Below are 16,608 nucleotides of genomic sequence, written 5' to 3'. Positions count from 1 at the left end.
GCCGATTCCTGGGTGCTGCGCCCGGGCCGGCGGCCCTGATCGATGTCGTCCTGGCGCAACCAGGAATGGAGCGTGACAGGGTGGATACCAAGATCAGCCGCGGTCTGCTTGACCTGGCGGCCCTCACGCACGAGAGCGATCGCTCGTGCACGGAACTCAGGAGGGTAGGGGCGGGGCATAGCGGTGAGCCTTCCATGAAGGCCTTCGACTAGCGACCGCCACTGGAAACCAAACCGTAGGTCAGGTCAACCTGTCACCTATCGGTGCATCAGTCCCAAACGCCTCTTACACCGTTAGAGCGACAGTCCCCTGAAATCGAGTGCGGGATGCTTGATGTCCGCTGGGCTCCAGAGGATGTCGACCATGTGATGGAGCAGGCAGTCAAGGGTGCGTCCGTATGGCACCCCGATGCACTGGATCTCAACTCCGGGAATGCGTTCCCGGAGGGCTTGGATCGGTCTAGTCAACGCCTGTGCGGCGGGTTGGGTGTTGATGACGCTAGGGACGCCGATGCGCACCACAGCTCGTATCGGGGTGCGGGCGGCCGCGCAGGCGGTGACTTGAGCGCGGTGGGCTTGATCCATCGCGGCTACGGCCTGTTCGGCGAATTGCCAGCCTGCGGCCGTAAGCGCAGTGGTGCCGGTAGGGCCACGATTGAGAAGGCGGGCGCCGATCTGATGTTCCAGGCGTTGGAGACGTTTGGATAGGGCCGGAGGGGTGAGGTGCAACCGGGCGGCGGCCCGCGCGAAGTGCTCCTCCTCGCACAGGACCAGAAAGCTGGCGACGCATTCCAGATCCAGCTCCATTTTTCCACTCGTATCTCAAAGGACCAGCCGATCGGTGTGCTCGGTTCCGTGGCGAATAGTGGGTATCACTGCCATCACGGGAGATCTTTTCCCCTTGTCAAGCCCTCATTCCTCATTGGCACCGGTATGGGCCCAGTGTCCTCGGCCTTCGTACCTTGGGTCCATGGATATCTGCCGTATCGGGCAATGAGTCAGTTGACCGAGCCCTCGTCGAGAGGCTCAATGATCCCCTTCAATTCACCTCACGATTGTCGGCGGTCCCTACACCGGTTCGATAACTTCAGGAGCACCTCATGTCACCCACCCGATGGTTTCCCCCCAGAACCGCAACACACCGCCCCGCTGGATGCAGGATGGCAGCTGCATCCCTGGCTGTGGCCCTTACAGCTGTTGCCCTTCCGGTAGCGACTGCTTCCCCTGCCGCAGCCCAGACCACCCATGGCCGGTGCACAGTCACACCTTTGGATCCTGTCGTGGTGCAGAACGGCCAGAAGCTGAACTTCCAGATCAAAGTGCTGTGTGAGGGCGGTCGAACAATCGAGGTCAAACAAATCCTCTGGGAGCGGGACGGTGGACCTCACGACTCACGTGGCGCGACGACCCACAAGAAAACCTTCGCCCAGACCGGGTCAGTGGTCATCGACCACGTCGTCGACGCGTTCAACACCGAATCGGGAGCCGAGGAGGTGTTCCAGGAGATCCAGTTCCGCACTTCTCGCGGGCAAGCCGCGAACTGGAACACATGGACTGCACCGGAATCAAGCAAGACCACTGTCGTGCCTCAACCAACCGGGACAACCCATGGTCGGTGCACGGTCAAGCCTTTGGACCCGCTGGTGCTGCAGAACGGCAGCAAACTGGATTTTCCGACTCAGGCCTTCTGTGAAGCTGGGCGCACGATCGAGGTCAAGCAGTCTCTCTGGGAGCAGGACATAAATGCGGCTAATAACGATGCTCGTGGCACTTTTACCCAGAAGAAGTCCTTCGACAAGACCACCACAATCGTCATGCCTAAGGTGGTGAATGCGTTCAACACCGAGTCGGGTGCCGAGGAAGTGTTCCATGAGATCCAGTTCCGCACTTCTCGGGGGCAAGCCGGGAACTGGAACGCATGGACCGCACTGGAAGCCAGCAAGGTTATCTCCGTTCCCGAGGCCTAAGGGACGAGCTGCAGGCTGAGCCGTCCAGCAATCACTCGGTCGGTGACGCGCACACCTGCAAAGTAAGACGGGGTCGGCCCTTTGGCGCCGCCCCCGTCCTGCTTTTGACCCACCAGCAAGGCAACCCCGGCCGGTACGCCATCTGGTAAATATCGACTCCGAGCCTGCGGGCATGCCCCGACAAGGCCGAGTTAATTTTTGGCTCCATCTGTCACATGGAAGCGGGTAGGCGTCTTTCGAGCGATGGGTTGCAAGACGTCTCGTAGAGCTTGAAGTGGTCGTCCCACTTCCTTGGTAGTGGGACGCTCAGTGGTGAGGCCCATCCTGATGAGCTATGGATAGCGTTTGCCGTCCCAAAAGTCAGCCCCATAATAAGGTTCCGTTTTGTCCGTACGGAGTCGACTTCCGGTACGCTAACGGCATGGAATTGGGCTACGCGCGGGTCTCGACGGCCAAACAGGACCTCGACCGGCAGATCGACGCCCTCCACCAGGTCGGGATCGCCCCGGAGCGGATCTATGTGGACAAGAAGTCCGGGGCCACCACAGATCGCCCCGGACTGACCGCGGCGCTGGCCTACGCCCGGGAGGGTGATGTGATCGTGGTGCACACCCTGGACCGGCTCGGGCGCACCGTGCGCGACACCCTGAACCTGATCCACGATCTCGCCGAGCGTGGGGTCGGAGTCCGTAACTTGGCGGATCCGATCAAGGTGGACTCCACCAACCCGAACGACCCGATGGCTCAGCTGGCGGTGGTGCTGCTGGCGCTGTTCGGGCAGATGGAACGCACCTACACCCTCGAGCGCGCCGCCCACGCGAGGGCGGTGGCCACCGCGAAGGGCCGGCGGATCGGGCGGCCCTCGGTGGTGGATGCGGACAAGCTGGCCTACGCGGCCCATCTGCGCGAGACCGGGCACACGATGGCGGAGATCGTGGCCAAGACCGGGATCACCCGCACTACTCTTTACCGTCACCTTCCGCCCCGGCCAGCCGAGTCAGTGACGGTCGAACCGGTCGCTGCCGACTCCGAGAGGGGGCCCGAGGGCTGAGCCGCTCAAGGCGGCGGTTGCAGGTCCAGGGGCAGTGGAACTGTCGCGATTCTGGTGGCTTCGGCGCCGTGACGTCGTGGGTGTCGCGTCCGCTCCGACGCGCCGTTCTTCGGGGGAAGTGCGTCGATGATCCGATCTGTAGTCCGCCTCCCGGATCCAGCCGGGTGAGCCTTGTCCCCTCCTTGTGTGTGAGGTAGCGCACCTGCCTTCTTGACCGGGAACTCGGCACATCGGTATGATTCTACTCAGTAGACATGATTTCTATCTAGTGAAATCTGATGGCTGAGGGTGGAGGAGTTCCGGCATGCGCACAGAAGAGATCGATGTCCTGATCAGTGAGGTGGGGCCGCGTGATGGTCTGCAGAGCGTGGACCGGGCCATGCCCACCGAGCTGAAGTTCCGGTGGGTCGAGGCTCTGGCCGCCGCGGGGTTGCGGGAGATCGAGGTCGGTTCCTTCGTCTCGCCCAAGCGTCTGCCGCAGATGGCGGACACGGGTCAGGTGGTGGCTCATGCCCGGGGGCTCGAGGGGCTGAATGTCCTGGCGCTGGTGCCGAATCTGCGTGGGGCCCAGGACGCGGTGGCGGCGGGGGCCAAGGCGCTGACCATGCCGATCTCCGCCTCTCGGGCGCACAGCCTGGCGAACATCGGCAAAACCCCGGAGGAAGCGATCAGGGAAGTGGGCCGGGTGGCCGATTTCCTGGCCTCCCGGGATGAGCCGGTGAGCCTGGAGGTCGGTATCTCCACGGCCTTCGGGTGCACGATCCAAGGGCCCGTCCCGGAGGACGAGGTCCTGGAAATCGCCCGGTTGTGCGCCGAGGCGGGCGCCGACAGTGTGGGGCTCTCGGATACCACCGGCAGCGCCAACCCGGCGCAGGTCAGCCGGATGTTCACCGCCCTGCGCCGGGAGCTGGGCGAGCGGGCCGGCGGGGCGCATCTGCACAACACCCGCGGGCAGGGTCTGGCCAATGTCGTGGCCGCCCTGGACGCGGGGGTGAGAACACTGGACGCCTCCCAGGCCGGTCTGGGCGGGTGCCCCTATGCGCCCGGGGCCAGCGGCAACATCGTGACCGAGGACCTGGTCTATCTGCTGGAGTCGATGGGACTGCGCACCGGGGTGGACCTGGAGGCGTTGATCGCGGCCCGGGAGATCATCCGAGAGGGATTGCCCGGGGAGCCGTTGTACGGCCATGTGCCCGATGCCGGGGTGCACAACGGCTTCGTCTACGCCGGGACCCAGGAGGTCACCCGATGAACCAGCTGCCGCTGACCGGGATCAAGGTCGTGGAGTTCTCCCACATGGTCATGGGCCCGGCCGCTGGTCTCGCCCTGGCCGATCTGGGGGCCGAGGTGATCAAGATCGAGCCGGTCGGGGCCGGGGACAAGACCCGGTACCTGCCCGGCTCCGGGGCCGGCTACTTCCCGATGTTCAATCGGAACAAGAAGTCCCTGGCCGTGGACCTCAAGAGCGCTGCCGGTCTCGAGCTGGTCCGGGAACTGATCGATCAGGCCGATGTGGTCACCGAAAACTTCCGCCCCGGCGGGCTGGAAGCCATGGGCCTGGGCTACGAACAGCTGTCGGAGACCAACCCCGGGCTGGTGTACCTGTCGATGAAGGGCTTCCTGCAGGGCCCCTACGAGCACCGGGCCGCCCTGGACGAGGTGGTGCAGATGATGGGCGGTTTGGCTTACATGACCGGGCCCCCCGGTCAGCCGCTGCGGGCCGGGACGTCGGTCAACGACATCATGGGCGGACTGTTCGGGGCGATGGCGGTGATGGCTGCCCTGCTGGAGCGGACCCGCACGGGGCGCGGGCAACAAGTGCGCAGCTCGTTGTACGAGAACAACGTCTTCCTCGTCGGCCAGCACATGGCCCAGTACGGGGTCACCGGGGTCGCCGCCTCACCCATGCCCGCCCGCCTGTCGGCCTGGGCGGTCTACGAGGTCTTCGACACCCGGGATGAGAAAATCTTCATCGGCGTCGTCAGCGACACACACTGGCGCTCCTTCTGCTCCGCCTTCGAGCTGGAGGAACTGGCCCAGGACCACTCCCTGGCCACCAACCCCGCCCGCGTCGCGGCCCGGGACCGGATCCTGCCGGTGATCCGGCACCGGCTGTCCCAGCTGACCCGGGAGGAGGCTTCGGCGCTGTGCGAGGCCGCGAACCTGCCCTTCGCCCCGATCCAGCGCCCCGAGGACCTGTTCACCGATCCGCACCTGGCCCAGCCCGGGGCCATGCCGGAAGTGACCCTGGCCAACGGCCAGAAGCTGCCACTGCCGGCCCTGCCCATCGAGATGGACGGCCACCGACTGGGGGTGCGCCTAGATCTGCCGCAGGCCGGTGAGCACAGCGCGACCCTCGCCGCGGAGCTGGGATATGACCCGCAGCAGGTGGAGGAACTGATCGAGGCCGGGGTGATCTCGGCCCCGGTGCACGAACAGCACCAGGCACCACACCTGACCTGACACCAGCACACCCAGCCGTGGGCCCCGAGGCAACCGCCTCGGGGCCCACGGCATATGTGCGTCCGGGGACCGCCTGGCGGGGCCGGCCACGTTCGTGGCCAGGGGGCGGTGTCGGTCGGTCCGCGCCACCGGGTCGGCATCTGTGGCCACCAGGTGAGGCTGGGCATGGTGGCGACACCGCCGGCGGCGGCGGGGACTCCCTCAGCGGCGACACCGCTGCGGCCCGTGGCAGGGGCAGTGATGAGTGGTGGGTCGTCGGTGATGCGGATGCTGAGGCGTCCCGCTCGTCCACGAGAGACCACTACTGAGCAGGTGCATCGATCTCACAACTTTGGTCGACGTCGGTGGCGCCGTCGTCCCGTAGCGATCTGCCTTGAAGGGGAGTGCTGGTCGACAGACTCGGGCGCCCATGGAAGTCGAAGGCCATAGACGGCTCCCGGTGCCGGCAGCGCAGAGCCTCGAATGAGTGATCAGCTCATGGGGCCGGGCGGGCCTCGCCCGTGCTGCCGGTGCCGGGGCGGTCCTGGGGGCATAACGTGGAAGGGGCGCCCCCGGCGTGTGCCGGGGGCGCCCTGGTAGGTGGGGTGCTCGTTGGGCTCAGACGTCGACGCGGGCGCGTTGGCGCAGGCGCACGATGGCGATGGCGATTATCGCGGCGGCGAGCAGGGTGTAGAGGGTGATGGTGATGCCGCTGCTGACCAGTGCGGTGGCGTCGCCTTCGCTGATCGCCAGGGTGCGGCGCAGCTCGGTCTCGGCCAGGGGCCCCAGGACCACGGCGATCAGCACCGGAGCCAGGGGCAGTCCGTAGCGGCGCAGCAGGAAGCCTATCAGGCCGATGCCGATGAGCAGGAACACGTCGGCCAGGGACCCGCCGGAAGCGTAGACGCCCAGGGCGGCGAACAGGGCGATCCCGGCGTAGAGGTACTGACGCGGCACCACCAGCAGTTTCGCCCACAGCGGGGCGAAGGGCAGGTTGAGGATCAGCAGCACCACCAAGCCGATGAACAGGCTGGCCAGCAGGGTCCAGACCAGGTCTCCGTTGGTCTCGAACAGCAGCGGCCCGGGCTGCATCCCGTACTGCACGAAGGCGGCGAGCATGATCGCTGCCGTGCTGGAGGTGGGCAGCCCGAGGGTGAGCAGCGCGCCCATGGCGGTGCCGGCGGTGGCGTTGCCGGCCGCCTCCGGGGCGGCAACGCCCTGGATGGCGCCGCGGCCGAACATGGGGTTGCGGCGGCGGCGGTCCAGGCGGCGTTCGGTGCCGTAGGCCAGGAAGGTCGGGATCTCGGATCCGCCCACCGGGATCACCCCGAAGGGCAGCCCGTAGGCGGTGCCGCGCAGCCAGGCCGGGGCGGCCTGGCGCATCTCTTGCAGGCTCAGCCAGGGGCGTCCCTGGGTGGTGATCAGTGCGGTGGTGGGGTGGTTGCGGCGGGAGGCGATGTAGATGACCTCGCCCAGGGCGAGCATGCCCACGGTGACCACGATGATGCTGATGCCGTCGAAGAACTGGGGGATGCCCAGGGTGAAGCGTGAGGCCCCGGACTGGGCGTCGATGCCGACGAAGGCGATCGCCAACCCGATCAGCAGGGCGGCCAGGCCCTTGAGCACGGAGTCGGCCACGACCGCGGAGATGGCCACGAAGGCGAACACGGCCAGGGCGAAGTACTCGGCCGGGCCGAACAAGGTCGCCATCTCGGCCATCAACGGGGCGCCGAAGGCCACCAGGGTGGTGGCGATCAGCCCACCGGAGAACGCGCCGATGGCCGCGGTGGCCAGGGCCTGGGCCGCACGGCCGGACAGGGCCATCTTGTGGCCTTCGAAGGTGGAGGCGATGGCCGAGGAGTTGCCCGGGGTGTTGAGCAGGATCCCGGAGATCGAGTCGCCGAACAATCCGCCGAAGTAGACCCCGGCGAACATGATGAACGCCCCGGTGGGGTCCAGGGTGAAGGTCACCGGCAGCAGCAGGGCCACCGCCATCGAGGACCCCAGCCCGGGCAGCACCCCGACGGCGGTGCCCAGCATCGCCCCGAAGAACACGTAGAGCAGATTCATCGGGGTCAGCGCCGCGGCGAAGCCCTCGAGCAGCAGAGGCAGTGAATCCATGGTCAGAACCATCCCAAGATGCCAGGCGGGAGCCGAAGACCGAGCCCCGCGGAGAACGCCAGTTGAATCAAGCAGGACATGCCCAGCGCCACGAGCAGATCGAAGAGCCGGCGCCGGCTGCCCAGGCCGCGGGCCACACCCCAGAACAGGACGGTGCCGGCCAGGATCCAGCCCAGCGGCAGCAGCACGGCGGCGAAGACGAGGAAGGATGCGACCACGGTGCCGGTCGCGACCCAGTCCGTGCGCGGCCGCCCGTCACGGGCACGCTCGGATGGGTGGGTGCCCCGGTGGGCGCGCAGAATCTGAACGGTCATCGCGGCCGCGACCACGAAGAGCAGGCCGGTGATGATCGTCGGGAAGAACCCGGGGCCCGGCCAGGCGGCGGAGGCGGGGACCTCCATGGTCACCAGCCCGTAGGTCAGGTACCCGCCGATGGCCACCAGCAGCGCTGGGACCGCCAGCTCGTCCAGGCGCACCGGCGGATCACCGTCGTGGGTCACCGGTGGGCCCACGGGGGGTTCCGGGGGGAGCTGCTCCGTGGCCGGAACAGTCTGTGTCGGGGTGTGGGGAGCGTTCATCACTACAGTCCTGCTTCCTCGATCACGGAACGGATCCGATCGGTTTCTTCGGCGATGAAGGCGCTGAACTGCTCGGCGGTGTTCTCCTCGCTGTCCCAGCGGTTGCGCTCGAGCGCGTTCTGCCACTCGCCGGTGGCCACGGTCTCGTCGATGATCGCGTTGAGCTCCTCCAGGTCCTCACCTGCGACACCGGGGGCGGCCACGACCCCGCGCCAGTTGATCAGGTCCACCTCCAGGCCGGCCTCGTGGAAGGTCGGGACCTCGATGCCGTCCACGGGCTCGGGCGCCGAGATGGCCAGGGCTCGCATGTCCCCGGACTCGATCTGGGAGCCGAACTCGACGTAGCTGGAGATCCCGGCGTCAATGCTGTTGGAGAGCATCGAGGTGAGAATCTCCCCGCCGCCGGAATAGGAAATGTAGTTGATGTCTTCCGGATCCAGCCCGGCGGCCTGGCCCATCAGCCCTGAGAGCACGTGCTCGGTCCCACCCAAGGAGCCCCCGCCGATGGACAGCGCGCCCGGGTCCTTCTGCCAGGCGGCCACGAATTCCTCCAGCGTCCGGTAGGGCGAGGAAGCGGGCACGGCGAGCACCATGTAGTCATCGGCCAGCCGGCGCAGCGGCACGGTCTGCGTCAGGTCCTGACCCAAGCCGTTGACCTCGATGCCGCCCACCATGGTGGTGCCGGTGACCAGCACGACGTCCTCGCGCCCGTGCATCTGCAGCAGCTGGTTCAGCCCGATGGTTCCGGCCGCCCCGGGCATGTTGACGACCTGCGGGTTGCTGACCACCCCGTTCTCGCGCATCGCCGCCTGCAGCTCCCGGGCGACCGTGTCCCAGCCGCCCCCGGCCGAGGCCGGGGCGATGATGGTCAGCCCCGTCCGGGCGCCCGAGACCGCGCCGGCCTGATGGGCGTCGATCCCCGCCAAGGCCACCACAGGCACGAGTGCGCCCAACGCGACCCACTTCCCGACTTTCTTGATCATGTTCCCCTCCTCGCCGGAGCCACCAGAATTCTATCTAGTAGCATTGACTAACGTACAGTAGAACGTCGAGGGTGTTGTGATGTCAAGCACAGACAGATGAACGGGGTAAAAGATGAGTGTGATCGTTGCCTACGGAGCAACCGAAGAAAGCGAAGCGGCCCTCACCCACGGCGTGGCCGAAGCCGCACGCCGGCGGGTGCCACTGCACGTGGTCGCCACCAGTACGGAGGCCGACACGGCCGCCCAGCAACGACTTCACAGCATGGGGGAGAAGATCCAGCAGTGGGCGATGCACGAGGTGCCGGCTCAGCAGAGCCCGGCCCATGCGGTGCTCGATGTGGCCGCCGCCGAGAAGGCTCAGGTCATCGTGGTGGGCACCCGGCACCGCTCCGCGGTGGGCAAGCTGCTGATGGGCAGTCTGGCGCAGGAGATTCTGCTCAGCGCCGAGGCGCCCGTGCTGCTGGTCAAGCCGCAGCGCTGAGGATCAGGCCCTGACGGTGCGGCGGCCGTCCAGCTCCTCCTGCAGCTGGGCGGCCTCACCCCGCAGCAGCTCGATCAGCCCCGGCACGGACTCCTCGGTGATGCGGGTACGCGTGCCCACCAGGGTCAACGCGCCCAGAAAGGCGCCCCCGGCGCCGAAGACCGGCACCGACACCGCGACGGTCTCCGGGTCACGCTCCCCGAAAGAAGCGCGGTAGCCCTCCGCGCGCACCTGCCGGTGGATCTCGGTGTCCCCACCGGTGTAGGCCATCAGCACATGCCCGCCGGCCCCCCGATCCAAGGGGAGACGCACGCCTTCCTCGATGTGGTGGCGCAGCGGGTGCTTGGAGTGATGACGGTAGAGACACACCCGGTCCTCGCCCTCCCGCACGTAGAAGGCCGCCGTCTCCCCAGAGGCCTCGCTCAACCGCTTCAGCGCCGGGCGGATCACCTCACCCAGATCGAAGGAATCCCGGTACAACGACCCCAAGCGCAACACCGTGGGCCCCAACCGGAAGTGACCGTCTGCGTCACGGCGCAGATACCCCCAGTACTCCAAGGACCCGGCCAGGCGCAGCGTGGTGCTCGGATACAACCCCGTCCGCTTGGCGATCTCCGTCAACGACAGGCGGACATCGTTCTCGCTGAAGACATCCAGGATCGACAGCGCCCGCTCCACCGCATCGACCTTCTTGCGCTCCTCGGTTGCACCCTTGGCCACGTCACCACACCTCCACGGAACGAACTGCGTTCTGCCACCTTCCCGGCGACCACAAACCAATTCTACTGGATGGAAGACGAATTTCTATCAGGTAGAACGTTGACTCCCATGCCGAAACGCAGAAGTGGGCGACGGTCGAGTCCCGGCCCAGGTCGACCGTCAAAGGTTTTAAGGGTGAAGGACTGCTCCAAGTGGATGGCCACAAGGGAAGGGATGCAAGACGTCTCGTCGCAAAAAACTGCACCCGCATGTTTCCGCGGTTCGGCCTGTCTCGCATCCTTGTGCTTTATCCATGCCTCTAGAATTCGATACTCAACGTTAGTTACGAGACAGATGAGGTGGACGTGGGGAAGCTCATCGGGTATGCCCGGGTATCGACACGGCAGCAGGATGCGGACCGTCAGGTATCCGACCTGCTACATGCCGGCGTGCGACGCGATGACATCTACATGGACAGTGGAGTGTCTGGAGGCCGTGCATCACGCCCACAGTTCGACAAAGCAGTGGCCGCCCTCGAAGAGAGCGACACCTTGGTCATCACCACGCTGGACCGGTTGGGGCGATCGACTCAGAACATGCTGAGCTTCGCCGAAGAGCTGCGGGGCACAGGTGCCGGGCTGCGGGTGCTGAACCTCGGTGGGGGAGACGTGGACACCGCGACCCCGATGGGTTCCATGGTCTTCACCGTCATGGCCGCCCTGGCGCAGATGGAGTTGGAGATCAAGCGGGAGCGGATCACCGACTCGGTGGCCAAACGGAGGGCCGCCGGTAAGGACCTGGGCGGGCGGCGTCAGACTTTCACCGACTCCCAGATCCGCAACGCCCTGCGCCTGATCGAGTCCGGGGAGCCGGCCACCCAGGTCGCTCGAGACCTGGGGATGTCGCGGGCGACCCTCTACCGGCGGATCCGGGAGCTGCCGCAAGCGAGGACCATCTGAGTCCGATGCGTCACGGGATCGTCCGGGAAGTGGTGGCTGTCTGGGCGGGGGTGACGTGGATGGTGGCCTGCTGCAGATGGGGGACGTGTAGGCGCAGGTGCTCCTCGACGGCGTGGGCGAGGTTGTGGCCGGCCTCCACGCTCAGGGTGTTCTCCACGGCGATCGCTACCTCGGCCTCCAGGCGGTGCCCGCTCCACCGGGCCCGTGTCCGGCCCACCGCTGCGACCCCGGGTACGGCGGCGGCCGTGCGCTCGATCAAGTCCAAGGTCCCGTCCTCGACGCCGTCCATGAGCCGGCGCACGACCGTGCGCATCGACCCGACCAGCACCGCGATGATCACCGCGGCAATGGCCAGGCCGATCACCGGATCCACCCACGGGAGCCCGAACCAGGCGCCGATGACCCCGAGCACCACCGCTAGGGAGGTCAGGGCGTCGGTGCGGGCGTGCTGGCCCTCGGCGATCAGCGCCGCTGAGCCGATGCGCCGCCCGGCCCGGATGCGATAGCGGGCCACGACCTCGTTGCCGGCGGCCCCGACAAGGGCGGCAGCCAGGACCCACCCGAGGTGGGTCATGTCCTGCTGGGTGGTCAGCGCCCGCAGTGATTCCCAGACGATCAGCGCGGCCGAGAGGGCGATCACGGCCCCGATGAGCAGCCCGACCAGGTCCTCGGCCCGCCGGAACCCGTAGCTGTAGCGCCGGGTGGGGGCCTGGCGGCCGAGGCGGAAGGCAATGATCAGCGGGATGGTCGTGGCCAGGTGCCCGAGGTTGTGCACGGTGTCAGCGAGTAGGGCCACCGACCCGCTGAGCCAGACGATGACGATCTGCAGCAGTGCCGTGGCCCCCATCCCGGCCAGGCTGATCCAGGCGGCGCGGATGCCGATGGAACTGGCCTGCTCAGCGGTCTGGATGGCCTCGGTGTGGTCATGGCTGTGCGGGATGAGGGCGTGCTTGAGCCGGGCCCAACCGCCGTGGTGCCCATGACCCTCATGGTGACCATGGCCATGGTCCTGGGAGTGGGTGGGAGAGTCGCCGTGTGCGGGGGTGGGCCGGGCTGGTTTCACACTGGAAGCGTATCTACGTAGATACGAAGATACAAAGGCGCAGATAGCATGGTGCCGTGCACGACGAGCTGGTCCACCCTGCCCCCGATGATGAGCATGCCCGGATCGCTGCGGGAACCTTCCGCATGCTCTCCGATGCGACGCGGGTGAAAATCCTCTGGGCACTGTTCCAGGGCGAGTCCAGCGTGAACGCCCTGGCCGAGCTGGTCGGCGCCGCGCCCACGGCGGTGAGCCAGCACCTGGCCAAGCTGCGCCTGGCCGGATTGGTGGAGAGCCGGCGGCAGGGCACTTTCGCGTACTACTGGGCGACCGACACCCACGTGCACCGCCTGCTGGCCGAGGCGCTCTCGCACGCCGAGCACATCACCGGTGCCGCCCCGGCAGGCGCCCCGCACAGCTACCGCGCTACAGGCGCTGCTCGCAACGGGTGACCCACTCCATGTATCTCGCCGGGCGCGTTCGAGTCACAAAGCCGACGAGGGGGACTGCCGCACCGATAGGTGCACTTATCGGTGCGGCAGTCCCCTTTCGGCACTTGAAGGGGCCGTTCGTTGGCCACACGTCGACGCGGGGCCTATGGCAGTTCAAAGGTGACGGCGGGATGTGAAGTGGATTGTGGAGCTTCCCTCAAGACGACATGAAGATTCCCTGAAGCTTGCTCTGCTGGGTGCTCTACGTCCTGTTTTTCTGGGTCGATGAGGGCATAGTTTGCCAGTGAGAACACCCCGTTCTCATCCGTTCGTGCACGGACATTCGGGTGCCCCAGTATTCCTCCCCAGGGCTGGGGCGCCCGTCTTTAACGTGAAGGGGTGATCTGGCTCGGATCACAGGGTCCGACGGACCCCGGGCCACCTCGCGGGTCCTGCGCTGGGTCTCCCTTTCCTCGTTTCGTGCTTCGGTCGCACGGAGAAGCGCCTGCGTCGCCCATGGACCTTGGAGTCTTCATGGAACCTTGAGAATCCCGCGACGGGGACTCCAAGTGAGGCGTCCACCCTGGGACAGAGGGTCCCGGATGCACCGGGACCTTGTCGTTAACAGGGGGAATGATGAGTACTGGATCGAGGATGGGAGGGCATTTGCCGGCGGGTCTTGGAGACGCGGTGGTAAGGCCCACCCGCCGGTTGGTGGGGATCGATGCGGCCAGGGGGCTGGCGCTGATCGGGCTGATGGCCATTCATCTGCTACCGGCTTGGAACGAGGAGACCGGGGAAGCGAGCTGGTCGTTGCGGCTGTTCTCGGGGGACTCAGCGGCCCTGTTCGCCCTGCTGGCAGGGGTGGGGCTGGCACTGACCTCCGGGGGGCGGCACCCGCACGAGGGTAGGACGATGACCGCTGACCGGATCGGCCTGGTGGTGCGCGCGGTGCTGATCGCGATCGTGGGGTTGTGGATCGGGACGCTGATGTCGGAGGACCCGCCCGCTTACAACATCCTGATCTACTACGGGGTGTTCTTCCTGCTGGCGATTCCGTTCCTGCATGCAGGCCCGAAGGCCCTGTTCATCTCCGCAGTGCTTTTCGGGGTGGTGTCCCCGATGCTGATGCAGGGACTCCAAAATGCGTTGCCCGAATTCGTCTCCTACAACCCCACGTTCACGGATCTGCTCACGCAGCCCGGTGCCACGGCCTCCCAGCTGTTGCTGACCGGGACCTATCCGGCCCTGCCGTACATGACCTATCTCCTGGTCGGACTGGGGCTGGGGCGGTTGAATCTGCGCAAGACGGAGGTTCAAGCTCGACTGGTGGTGGTGGGCGTGGGGCTGGCGATCTTCGCCCAGACCACTTCCTATGTCCTGCTCTATGCCTTGGGTGGTTACCAGCGGCTGCTGGATGCCTCCTCAATGGGCGAGCACGAGCTGGAGGATGTACTGGTCTGGGGGCCAGACTCGTTGCCCACGGAGACTGTGTGGTGGTTGGCGATCGCCACCCCGCACACCAACACCCCGCTGGCGATCGCGGCCAGCCTTGGGGTGAGCCTGGCGGTGCTGGGCGTCTTCCTGCTGATCGGCCCGAAGATCGGGGCATGGTTGTTACCGCTGTCGGCGATGGGCGTGATGACCTTGACCCTCTACACCGTCCACTTGGTGGCACTGTCCTTCGAGGCCCACTACGAGCTGCCCTACCTGTGGTTCATGGTCCACCTGGCGGTGGCGGCGCTGTTCGCGGTGGCCTGGCACCGGAGCCTGGGGCAGGGACCGCTGGAGAAGGTGGTCAGCACCAGCGTGAAAGGCACCCGCCAGCTGGTGCTGGGCAGGCCGGCCCAGGACAGCCACGGATAGGCTGTACCGGTAGCCACGACATGACGGGCCGTGCCCGCCGCAGCAGACGTGCTCTCTGCGGCGGGCACGGCCCGCCGCCGTCACGGAACGGTCTGGTGACGCTGGGGTCAGTCCGGGGGCGTGTGGCGGGGCAGGTGGATCCGGAAGCTGGTCCCGCGTCCGGGGCCGCCGCTGGTGGCCTCCAGGGTCCCGCCTTGGGCCTCGACCAGGGATTTGCTGATGGCCAGTCCCAGGCCTGAGCCCACGCGGTGGGCCTCCCGGCCGGTGTTGGCGCGGTAGAAGCGCTCGAACACGTGCGGGAGGTGCTCGGAGCCGATGCCTTCCCCGGTGTCGGTGACGGTGACAGTGACCGCCTCCGGGGTGTGGTCGGTGCGCACGGTGACGGCCCCGCCGGATGGGGTGTGGCGTAAGGCGTTCTCCAGCAAGTTGCCCAACACTTGTCCCATCCGCTCCTGATCGACCAGCACCGGTGTGACCTCCATGCCGGTGCTGATGGAGGTCACCGAGATGTTCTGAGCGGCGGCGTCCTGTTGGACGGCCGCGGCCGCCTGGGCTGCCAGCCGGCCCGGGTCCTGGAGGGTCAGCTGCAGATGGGTCATGCCTTCCTCGGCGGCGGTGAGCTGGCGGATGTCGCGGGCCAGTCGCTCCAGCCGGGCGATCTGGGCGTACAAGATGCCCGTGGTTCGTGCATCCCACTCGACCACTCCGTCCTCGATGCCCTCTAGATGTCCTTTGAGACTGGCCAGGGGGGTGCGCATCTCATGAGCCAGATCGGCCAGCATCTGGCGCCGGGTGGTGTCCACGGCGTCGAGCCTGGCCGCCATGTCGTTGAAAGACCCAGCCAGGGAGTCGAACTCCGCGCCCAGGCTGGTGGAGGTGACACGCACGTCGTAGTTGCCGGCAGCCACCTCCTGGGCGGCGGTGCTGAAGGAGACCAGGGACCGCCCGATCGTGCGGTAGAGGTAGAAGGTGAGCATCCCGGCGATGTAGAGCGCCGGGAGCCCCCCGATGGTCAGGGCGGTGAGGCTCACCGAGCGGAAGGCGTCCTCCAGGTGCACCAGTCCGGTGGCCTCATCGGCGTGGCCGGCCTCGATGAGCTCGTGATAGAACATGTTCGGCCCGACCAGCACCGCGGTGATCACCACGATGATCAGCCCGATGGCCAGCACTGCGGTCTGGGCTAGCATCAATCGCACCGTCAATGGGCTCCAGGACAAAGACCAGGCCCGGGTCCGGTCGGAGACGGCGGCGCTCATCGCCCGGTGCCCATCCGGTAGCCGATCCCGCGGATCGTGTGGATGAATGTCGGCCTGGTGGCTACGTCGCCGAGCTTCTTGCGGATCCGTCCGATGTGCACATCCACCAGGTGCTCGTCCCCGGTCCAGTGCGTGTCCCAGACCATCTCCACCAGCTGCCGGCGCGAGAGCACCAGTTGGGGGCGGGCAGCCAGGCACAGGAGCAGGTCGAACTCGATCCTCGTCAACGCCACCGGTTCCCCGCCCAGGTGCACCTGGCGGGAGTCCCCGTCCACCACCAGGTCCCCGATCACCAGCCCCTGGTCCTGGCCCGCCGGCTCCGGGACGGGTGCGGACTGGGTGCGCACCCGGCGCAGCATGGCCTGCACCCGGGCCACGAGTTCGCGCGGGCTGAACGGCTTGGTCACGTAGTCGTCGGCTCCCATCGACAGGCCCACGATCTTGTCGACCTCATCATCCCGGGCGGTGAGCATCAGGACGTGGCAGTCCGAGAAGGTCCGCACCTGACGGCACACCTCGATCCCGTCGATCCCCGGCAGCCCGAGGTCGAGCACCAGCACGTCCGGGGCGAAGTTTCGTACCGCGGCCACCGCCTCCGTGCCGTCGTGGCGCATCACGACCTCCAGCCCGGCCTTGCGCAGATAGTCCGCGATCAGCTGCGCGAGGTCGACCTCGTCGTCGACCACCAGCACACGTCCGGTGAGCGGATCCGTCATCTGTCCTCCCGGTACTG

17 protein-coding genes are annotated in these 16,608 nt (G+C 66.9%); 8 read left to right on the top strand and 9 right to left on the bottom strand.

Annotated elements, in window-relative coordinates; translation table 11 throughout:
- A partial coding sequence (locus CK505_RS16350; RefSeq protein ID WP_141246850.1) for a transposase occupies nucleotides 1-179 on the bottom strand: 179 nt, incomplete at its 3' end.
- A 114-nt stretch (nucleotides 180-293) separates the two neighbouring features.
- Nucleotides 294-806 carry a LysR family transcriptional regulator gene (locus CK505_RS16345; protein WP_095651733.1) on the bottom strand — a complete coding sequence of 171 codons (513 nt, stop codon included), beginning with the start codon at nucleotides 804-806 and terminating at the stop codon, nucleotides 294-296.
- Nucleotides 807-1,282: 476 nt separating this feature from the next.
- Between CK505_RS16345 and CK505_RS16340 the strand changes: the two genes are divergently transcribed.
- From CK505_RS16340 to CK505_RS16325, 4 genes are all read left to right on the top strand, one after another.
- Nucleotides 1,283-1,966, top strand: coding sequence for a hypothetical protein (locus CK505_RS16340; protein ID WP_141246849.1), 684 nt, complete (start codon nucleotides 1,283-1,285; stop codon nucleotides 1,964-1,966).
- 421 nt (nucleotides 1,967-2,387) lie between these two features.
- Nucleotides 2,388-3,017 (top strand): recombinase family protein, encoded by a 630-nt coding sequence (locus CK505_RS16335; protein WP_095651731.1) that lies wholly within the window; start codon nucleotides 2,388-2,390, stop codon nucleotides 3,015-3,017.
- Nucleotides 3,018-3,321: 304 nt separating this feature from the next.
- Nucleotides 3,322-4,269, top strand: a complete 948-nt coding sequence (locus CK505_RS16330) for a hydroxymethylglutaryl-CoA lyase (protein ID WP_095651730.1) — start codon at nucleotides 3,322-3,324, stop codon at nucleotides 4,267-4,269.
- The gene (locus CK505_RS16325) at nucleotides 4,266-5,480 is read left to right on the top strand and encodes a CaiB/BaiF CoA-transferase family protein (protein WP_095651729.1); all 1,215 of its coding nucleotides are present in this window, start codon (nucleotides 4,266-4,268) and stop codon (nucleotides 5,478-5,480) included. The genes CK505_RS16330 and CK505_RS16325 overlap by 4 nt, the downstream gene beginning before the upstream one ends.
- A 597-nt stretch (nucleotides 5,481-6,077) precedes the next feature.
- On the opposite strand, the gene CK505_RS16320 is transcribed toward CK505_RS16325, so the two are convergent.
- The 3 genes from CK505_RS16320 to CK505_RS16310 form a co-directional block, all read right to left on the bottom strand.
- Nucleotides 6,078-7,580 carry a tripartite tricarboxylate transporter permease gene (locus CK505_RS16320; RefSeq protein ID WP_095651728.1) on the bottom strand — a complete coding sequence of 501 codons (1,503 nt, stop codon included), beginning with the start codon at nucleotides 7,578-7,580 and terminating at the stop codon, nucleotides 6,078-6,080.
- A 2-nt stretch (nucleotides 7,581-7,582) separates the two neighbouring features.
- Nucleotides 7,583-8,080, bottom strand: a complete 498-nt coding sequence (locus CK505_RS16315; protein ID WP_217987562.1) for a tripartite tricarboxylate transporter TctB family protein — start codon at nucleotides 8,078-8,080, stop codon at nucleotides 7,583-7,585.
- Between the two features lie 80 nt (nucleotides 8,081-8,160).
- Nucleotides 8,161-9,141 (bottom strand): tripartite tricarboxylate transporter substrate binding protein, encoded by a 981-nt coding sequence (locus CK505_RS16310; protein ID WP_095651726.1) that lies wholly within the window; start codon nucleotides 9,139-9,141, stop codon nucleotides 8,161-8,163.
- A 112-nt stretch (nucleotides 9,142-9,253) separates the two neighbouring features.
- Here CK505_RS16310 and CK505_RS16305 point away from each other — a divergent pair, with 112 nt between their 5' ends.
- Entirely contained in the window at nucleotides 9,254-9,622 is a 369-nt protein-coding gene (locus CK505_RS16305; protein WP_095651725.1) for a universal stress protein, read from the top strand.
- A 3-nt stretch (nucleotides 9,623-9,625) separates the two neighbouring features.
- Here the strand turns inward: CK505_RS16305 and CK505_RS16300 are convergent, their stop codons facing one another.
- Nucleotides 9,626-10,342: an IclR family transcriptional regulator gene (locus CK505_RS16300; protein ID WP_176475386.1), complete on the bottom strand. Its 717-nt coding sequence runs from the start codon at nucleotides 10,340-10,342 to the stop codon at nucleotides 9,626-9,628.
- Nucleotides 10,343-10,686: 344 nt separating this feature from the next.
- Between CK505_RS16300 and CK505_RS16295 the strand changes: the two genes are divergently transcribed.
- Nucleotides 10,687-11,280 carry a recombinase family protein gene (locus tag CK505_RS16295; protein WP_047803060.1) on the top strand — a complete coding sequence of 198 codons (594 nt, stop codon included), beginning with the start codon at nucleotides 10,687-10,689 and terminating at the stop codon, nucleotides 11,278-11,280.
- Nucleotides 11,281-11,290: 10 nt separating this feature from the next.
- Here CK505_RS16295 and CK505_RS16290 read toward each other — a convergent pair whose 3' ends face one another.
- Nucleotides 11,291-12,343 (bottom strand): cation diffusion facilitator family transporter, encoded by a 1,053-nt coding sequence (locus CK505_RS16290; RefSeq protein ID WP_047803061.1) that lies wholly within the window; start codon nucleotides 12,341-12,343, stop codon nucleotides 11,291-11,293.
- Between the two features lie 56 nt (nucleotides 12,344-12,399).
- On the opposite strand from CK505_RS16290, the gene CK505_RS16285 reads away from it, so the two are divergent.
- Together CK505_RS16285 and CK505_RS16280 are read left to right on the top strand one after the other, a co-directional pair.
- Complete coding sequence (locus CK505_RS16285; RefSeq protein ID WP_047803062.1) at nucleotides 12,400-12,774, top strand: metalloregulator ArsR/SmtB family transcription factor; 375 nt, start codon at nucleotides 12,400-12,402, stop codon at nucleotides 12,772-12,774.
- A 693-nt stretch (nucleotides 12,775-13,467) separates the two neighbouring features.
- Nucleotides 13,468-14,619, top strand: a complete 1,152-nt coding sequence (locus tag CK505_RS16280; protein ID WP_255250987.1) for a heparan-alpha-glucosaminide N-acetyltransferase domain-containing protein — start codon at nucleotides 13,468-13,470, stop codon at nucleotides 14,617-14,619.
- A 107-nt stretch (nucleotides 14,620-14,726) separates the two neighbouring features.
- Here CK505_RS16280 and CK505_RS16275 read toward each other — a convergent pair whose 3' ends face one another.
- Both CK505_RS16275 and CK505_RS16270 read right to left on the bottom strand, forming a co-directional pair.
- Nucleotides 14,727-15,806, bottom strand: a complete 1,080-nt coding sequence (locus CK505_RS16275; RefSeq protein WP_047803064.1) for a cell wall metabolism sensor histidine kinase WalK — start codon at nucleotides 15,804-15,806, stop codon at nucleotides 14,727-14,729.
- A 65-nt stretch (nucleotides 15,807-15,871) separates the two neighbouring features.
- A complete protein-coding gene (locus CK505_RS16270) occupies nucleotides 15,872-16,591 on the bottom strand; it encodes a response regulator transcription factor (RefSeq protein WP_176337449.1) in 720 nt (239 codons plus the stop codon).
- Nucleotides 16,592-16,608: the final 17 nt, after the last annotated feature.

The sequence above is a fragment of the Kocuria sp. WN036 genome (assembly GCF_002287015.1).
Classification (GTDB): Bacteria; Actinomycetota; Actinomycetes; order Actinomycetales; family Micrococcaceae; genus Kocuria; species Kocuria rosea.
Note: the sequence above shows the minus strand (reverse complement) of the source record. Positions and strands in the feature narration are given on the sequence as shown.

Coding starts and splice junctions, on each gene's coding strand:
- CK505_RS16345 (WP_095651733.1), bottom strand. CDS start 806: ATGGAGCTGGATCTGGAATGCGTCGCCAGCTTTCTGGTCCTGTGCGAG.
- CK505_RS16335 (WP_095651731.1), top strand. CDS start 2,388: ATGGAATTGGGCTACGCGCGGGTCTCGACGGCCAAACAGGACCTCGAC.
- CK505_RS16330 (WP_095651730.1), top strand. CDS start 3,322: ATGCGCACAGAAGAGATCGATGTCCTGATCAGTGAGGTGGGGCCGCGT.
- CK505_RS16325 (WP_095651729.1), top strand. CDS start 4,266: ATGAACCAGCTGCCGCTGACCGGGATCAAGGTCGTGGAGTTCTCCCAC.
- CK505_RS16320 (WP_095651728.1), bottom strand. CDS start 7,580: ATGGATTCACTGCCTCTGCTGCTCGAGGGCTTCGCCGCGGCGCTGACC.
- CK505_RS16310 (WP_095651726.1), bottom strand. CDS start 9,141: ATGATCAAGAAAGTCGGGAAGTGGGTCGCGTTGGGCGCACTCGTGCCT.
- CK505_RS16305 (WP_095651725.1), top strand. CDS start 9,254: ATGAGTGTGATCGTTGCCTACGGAGCAACCGAAGAAAGCGAAGCGGCC.
- CK505_RS16275 (WP_047803064.1), bottom strand. CDS start 15,806: ATGCTAGCCCAGACCGCAGTGCTGGCCATCGGGCTGATCATCGTGGTG.
- CK505_RS16270 (WP_176337449.1), bottom strand. CDS start 16,591: ATGACGGATCCGCTCACCGGACGTGTGCTGGTGGTCGACGACGAGGTC.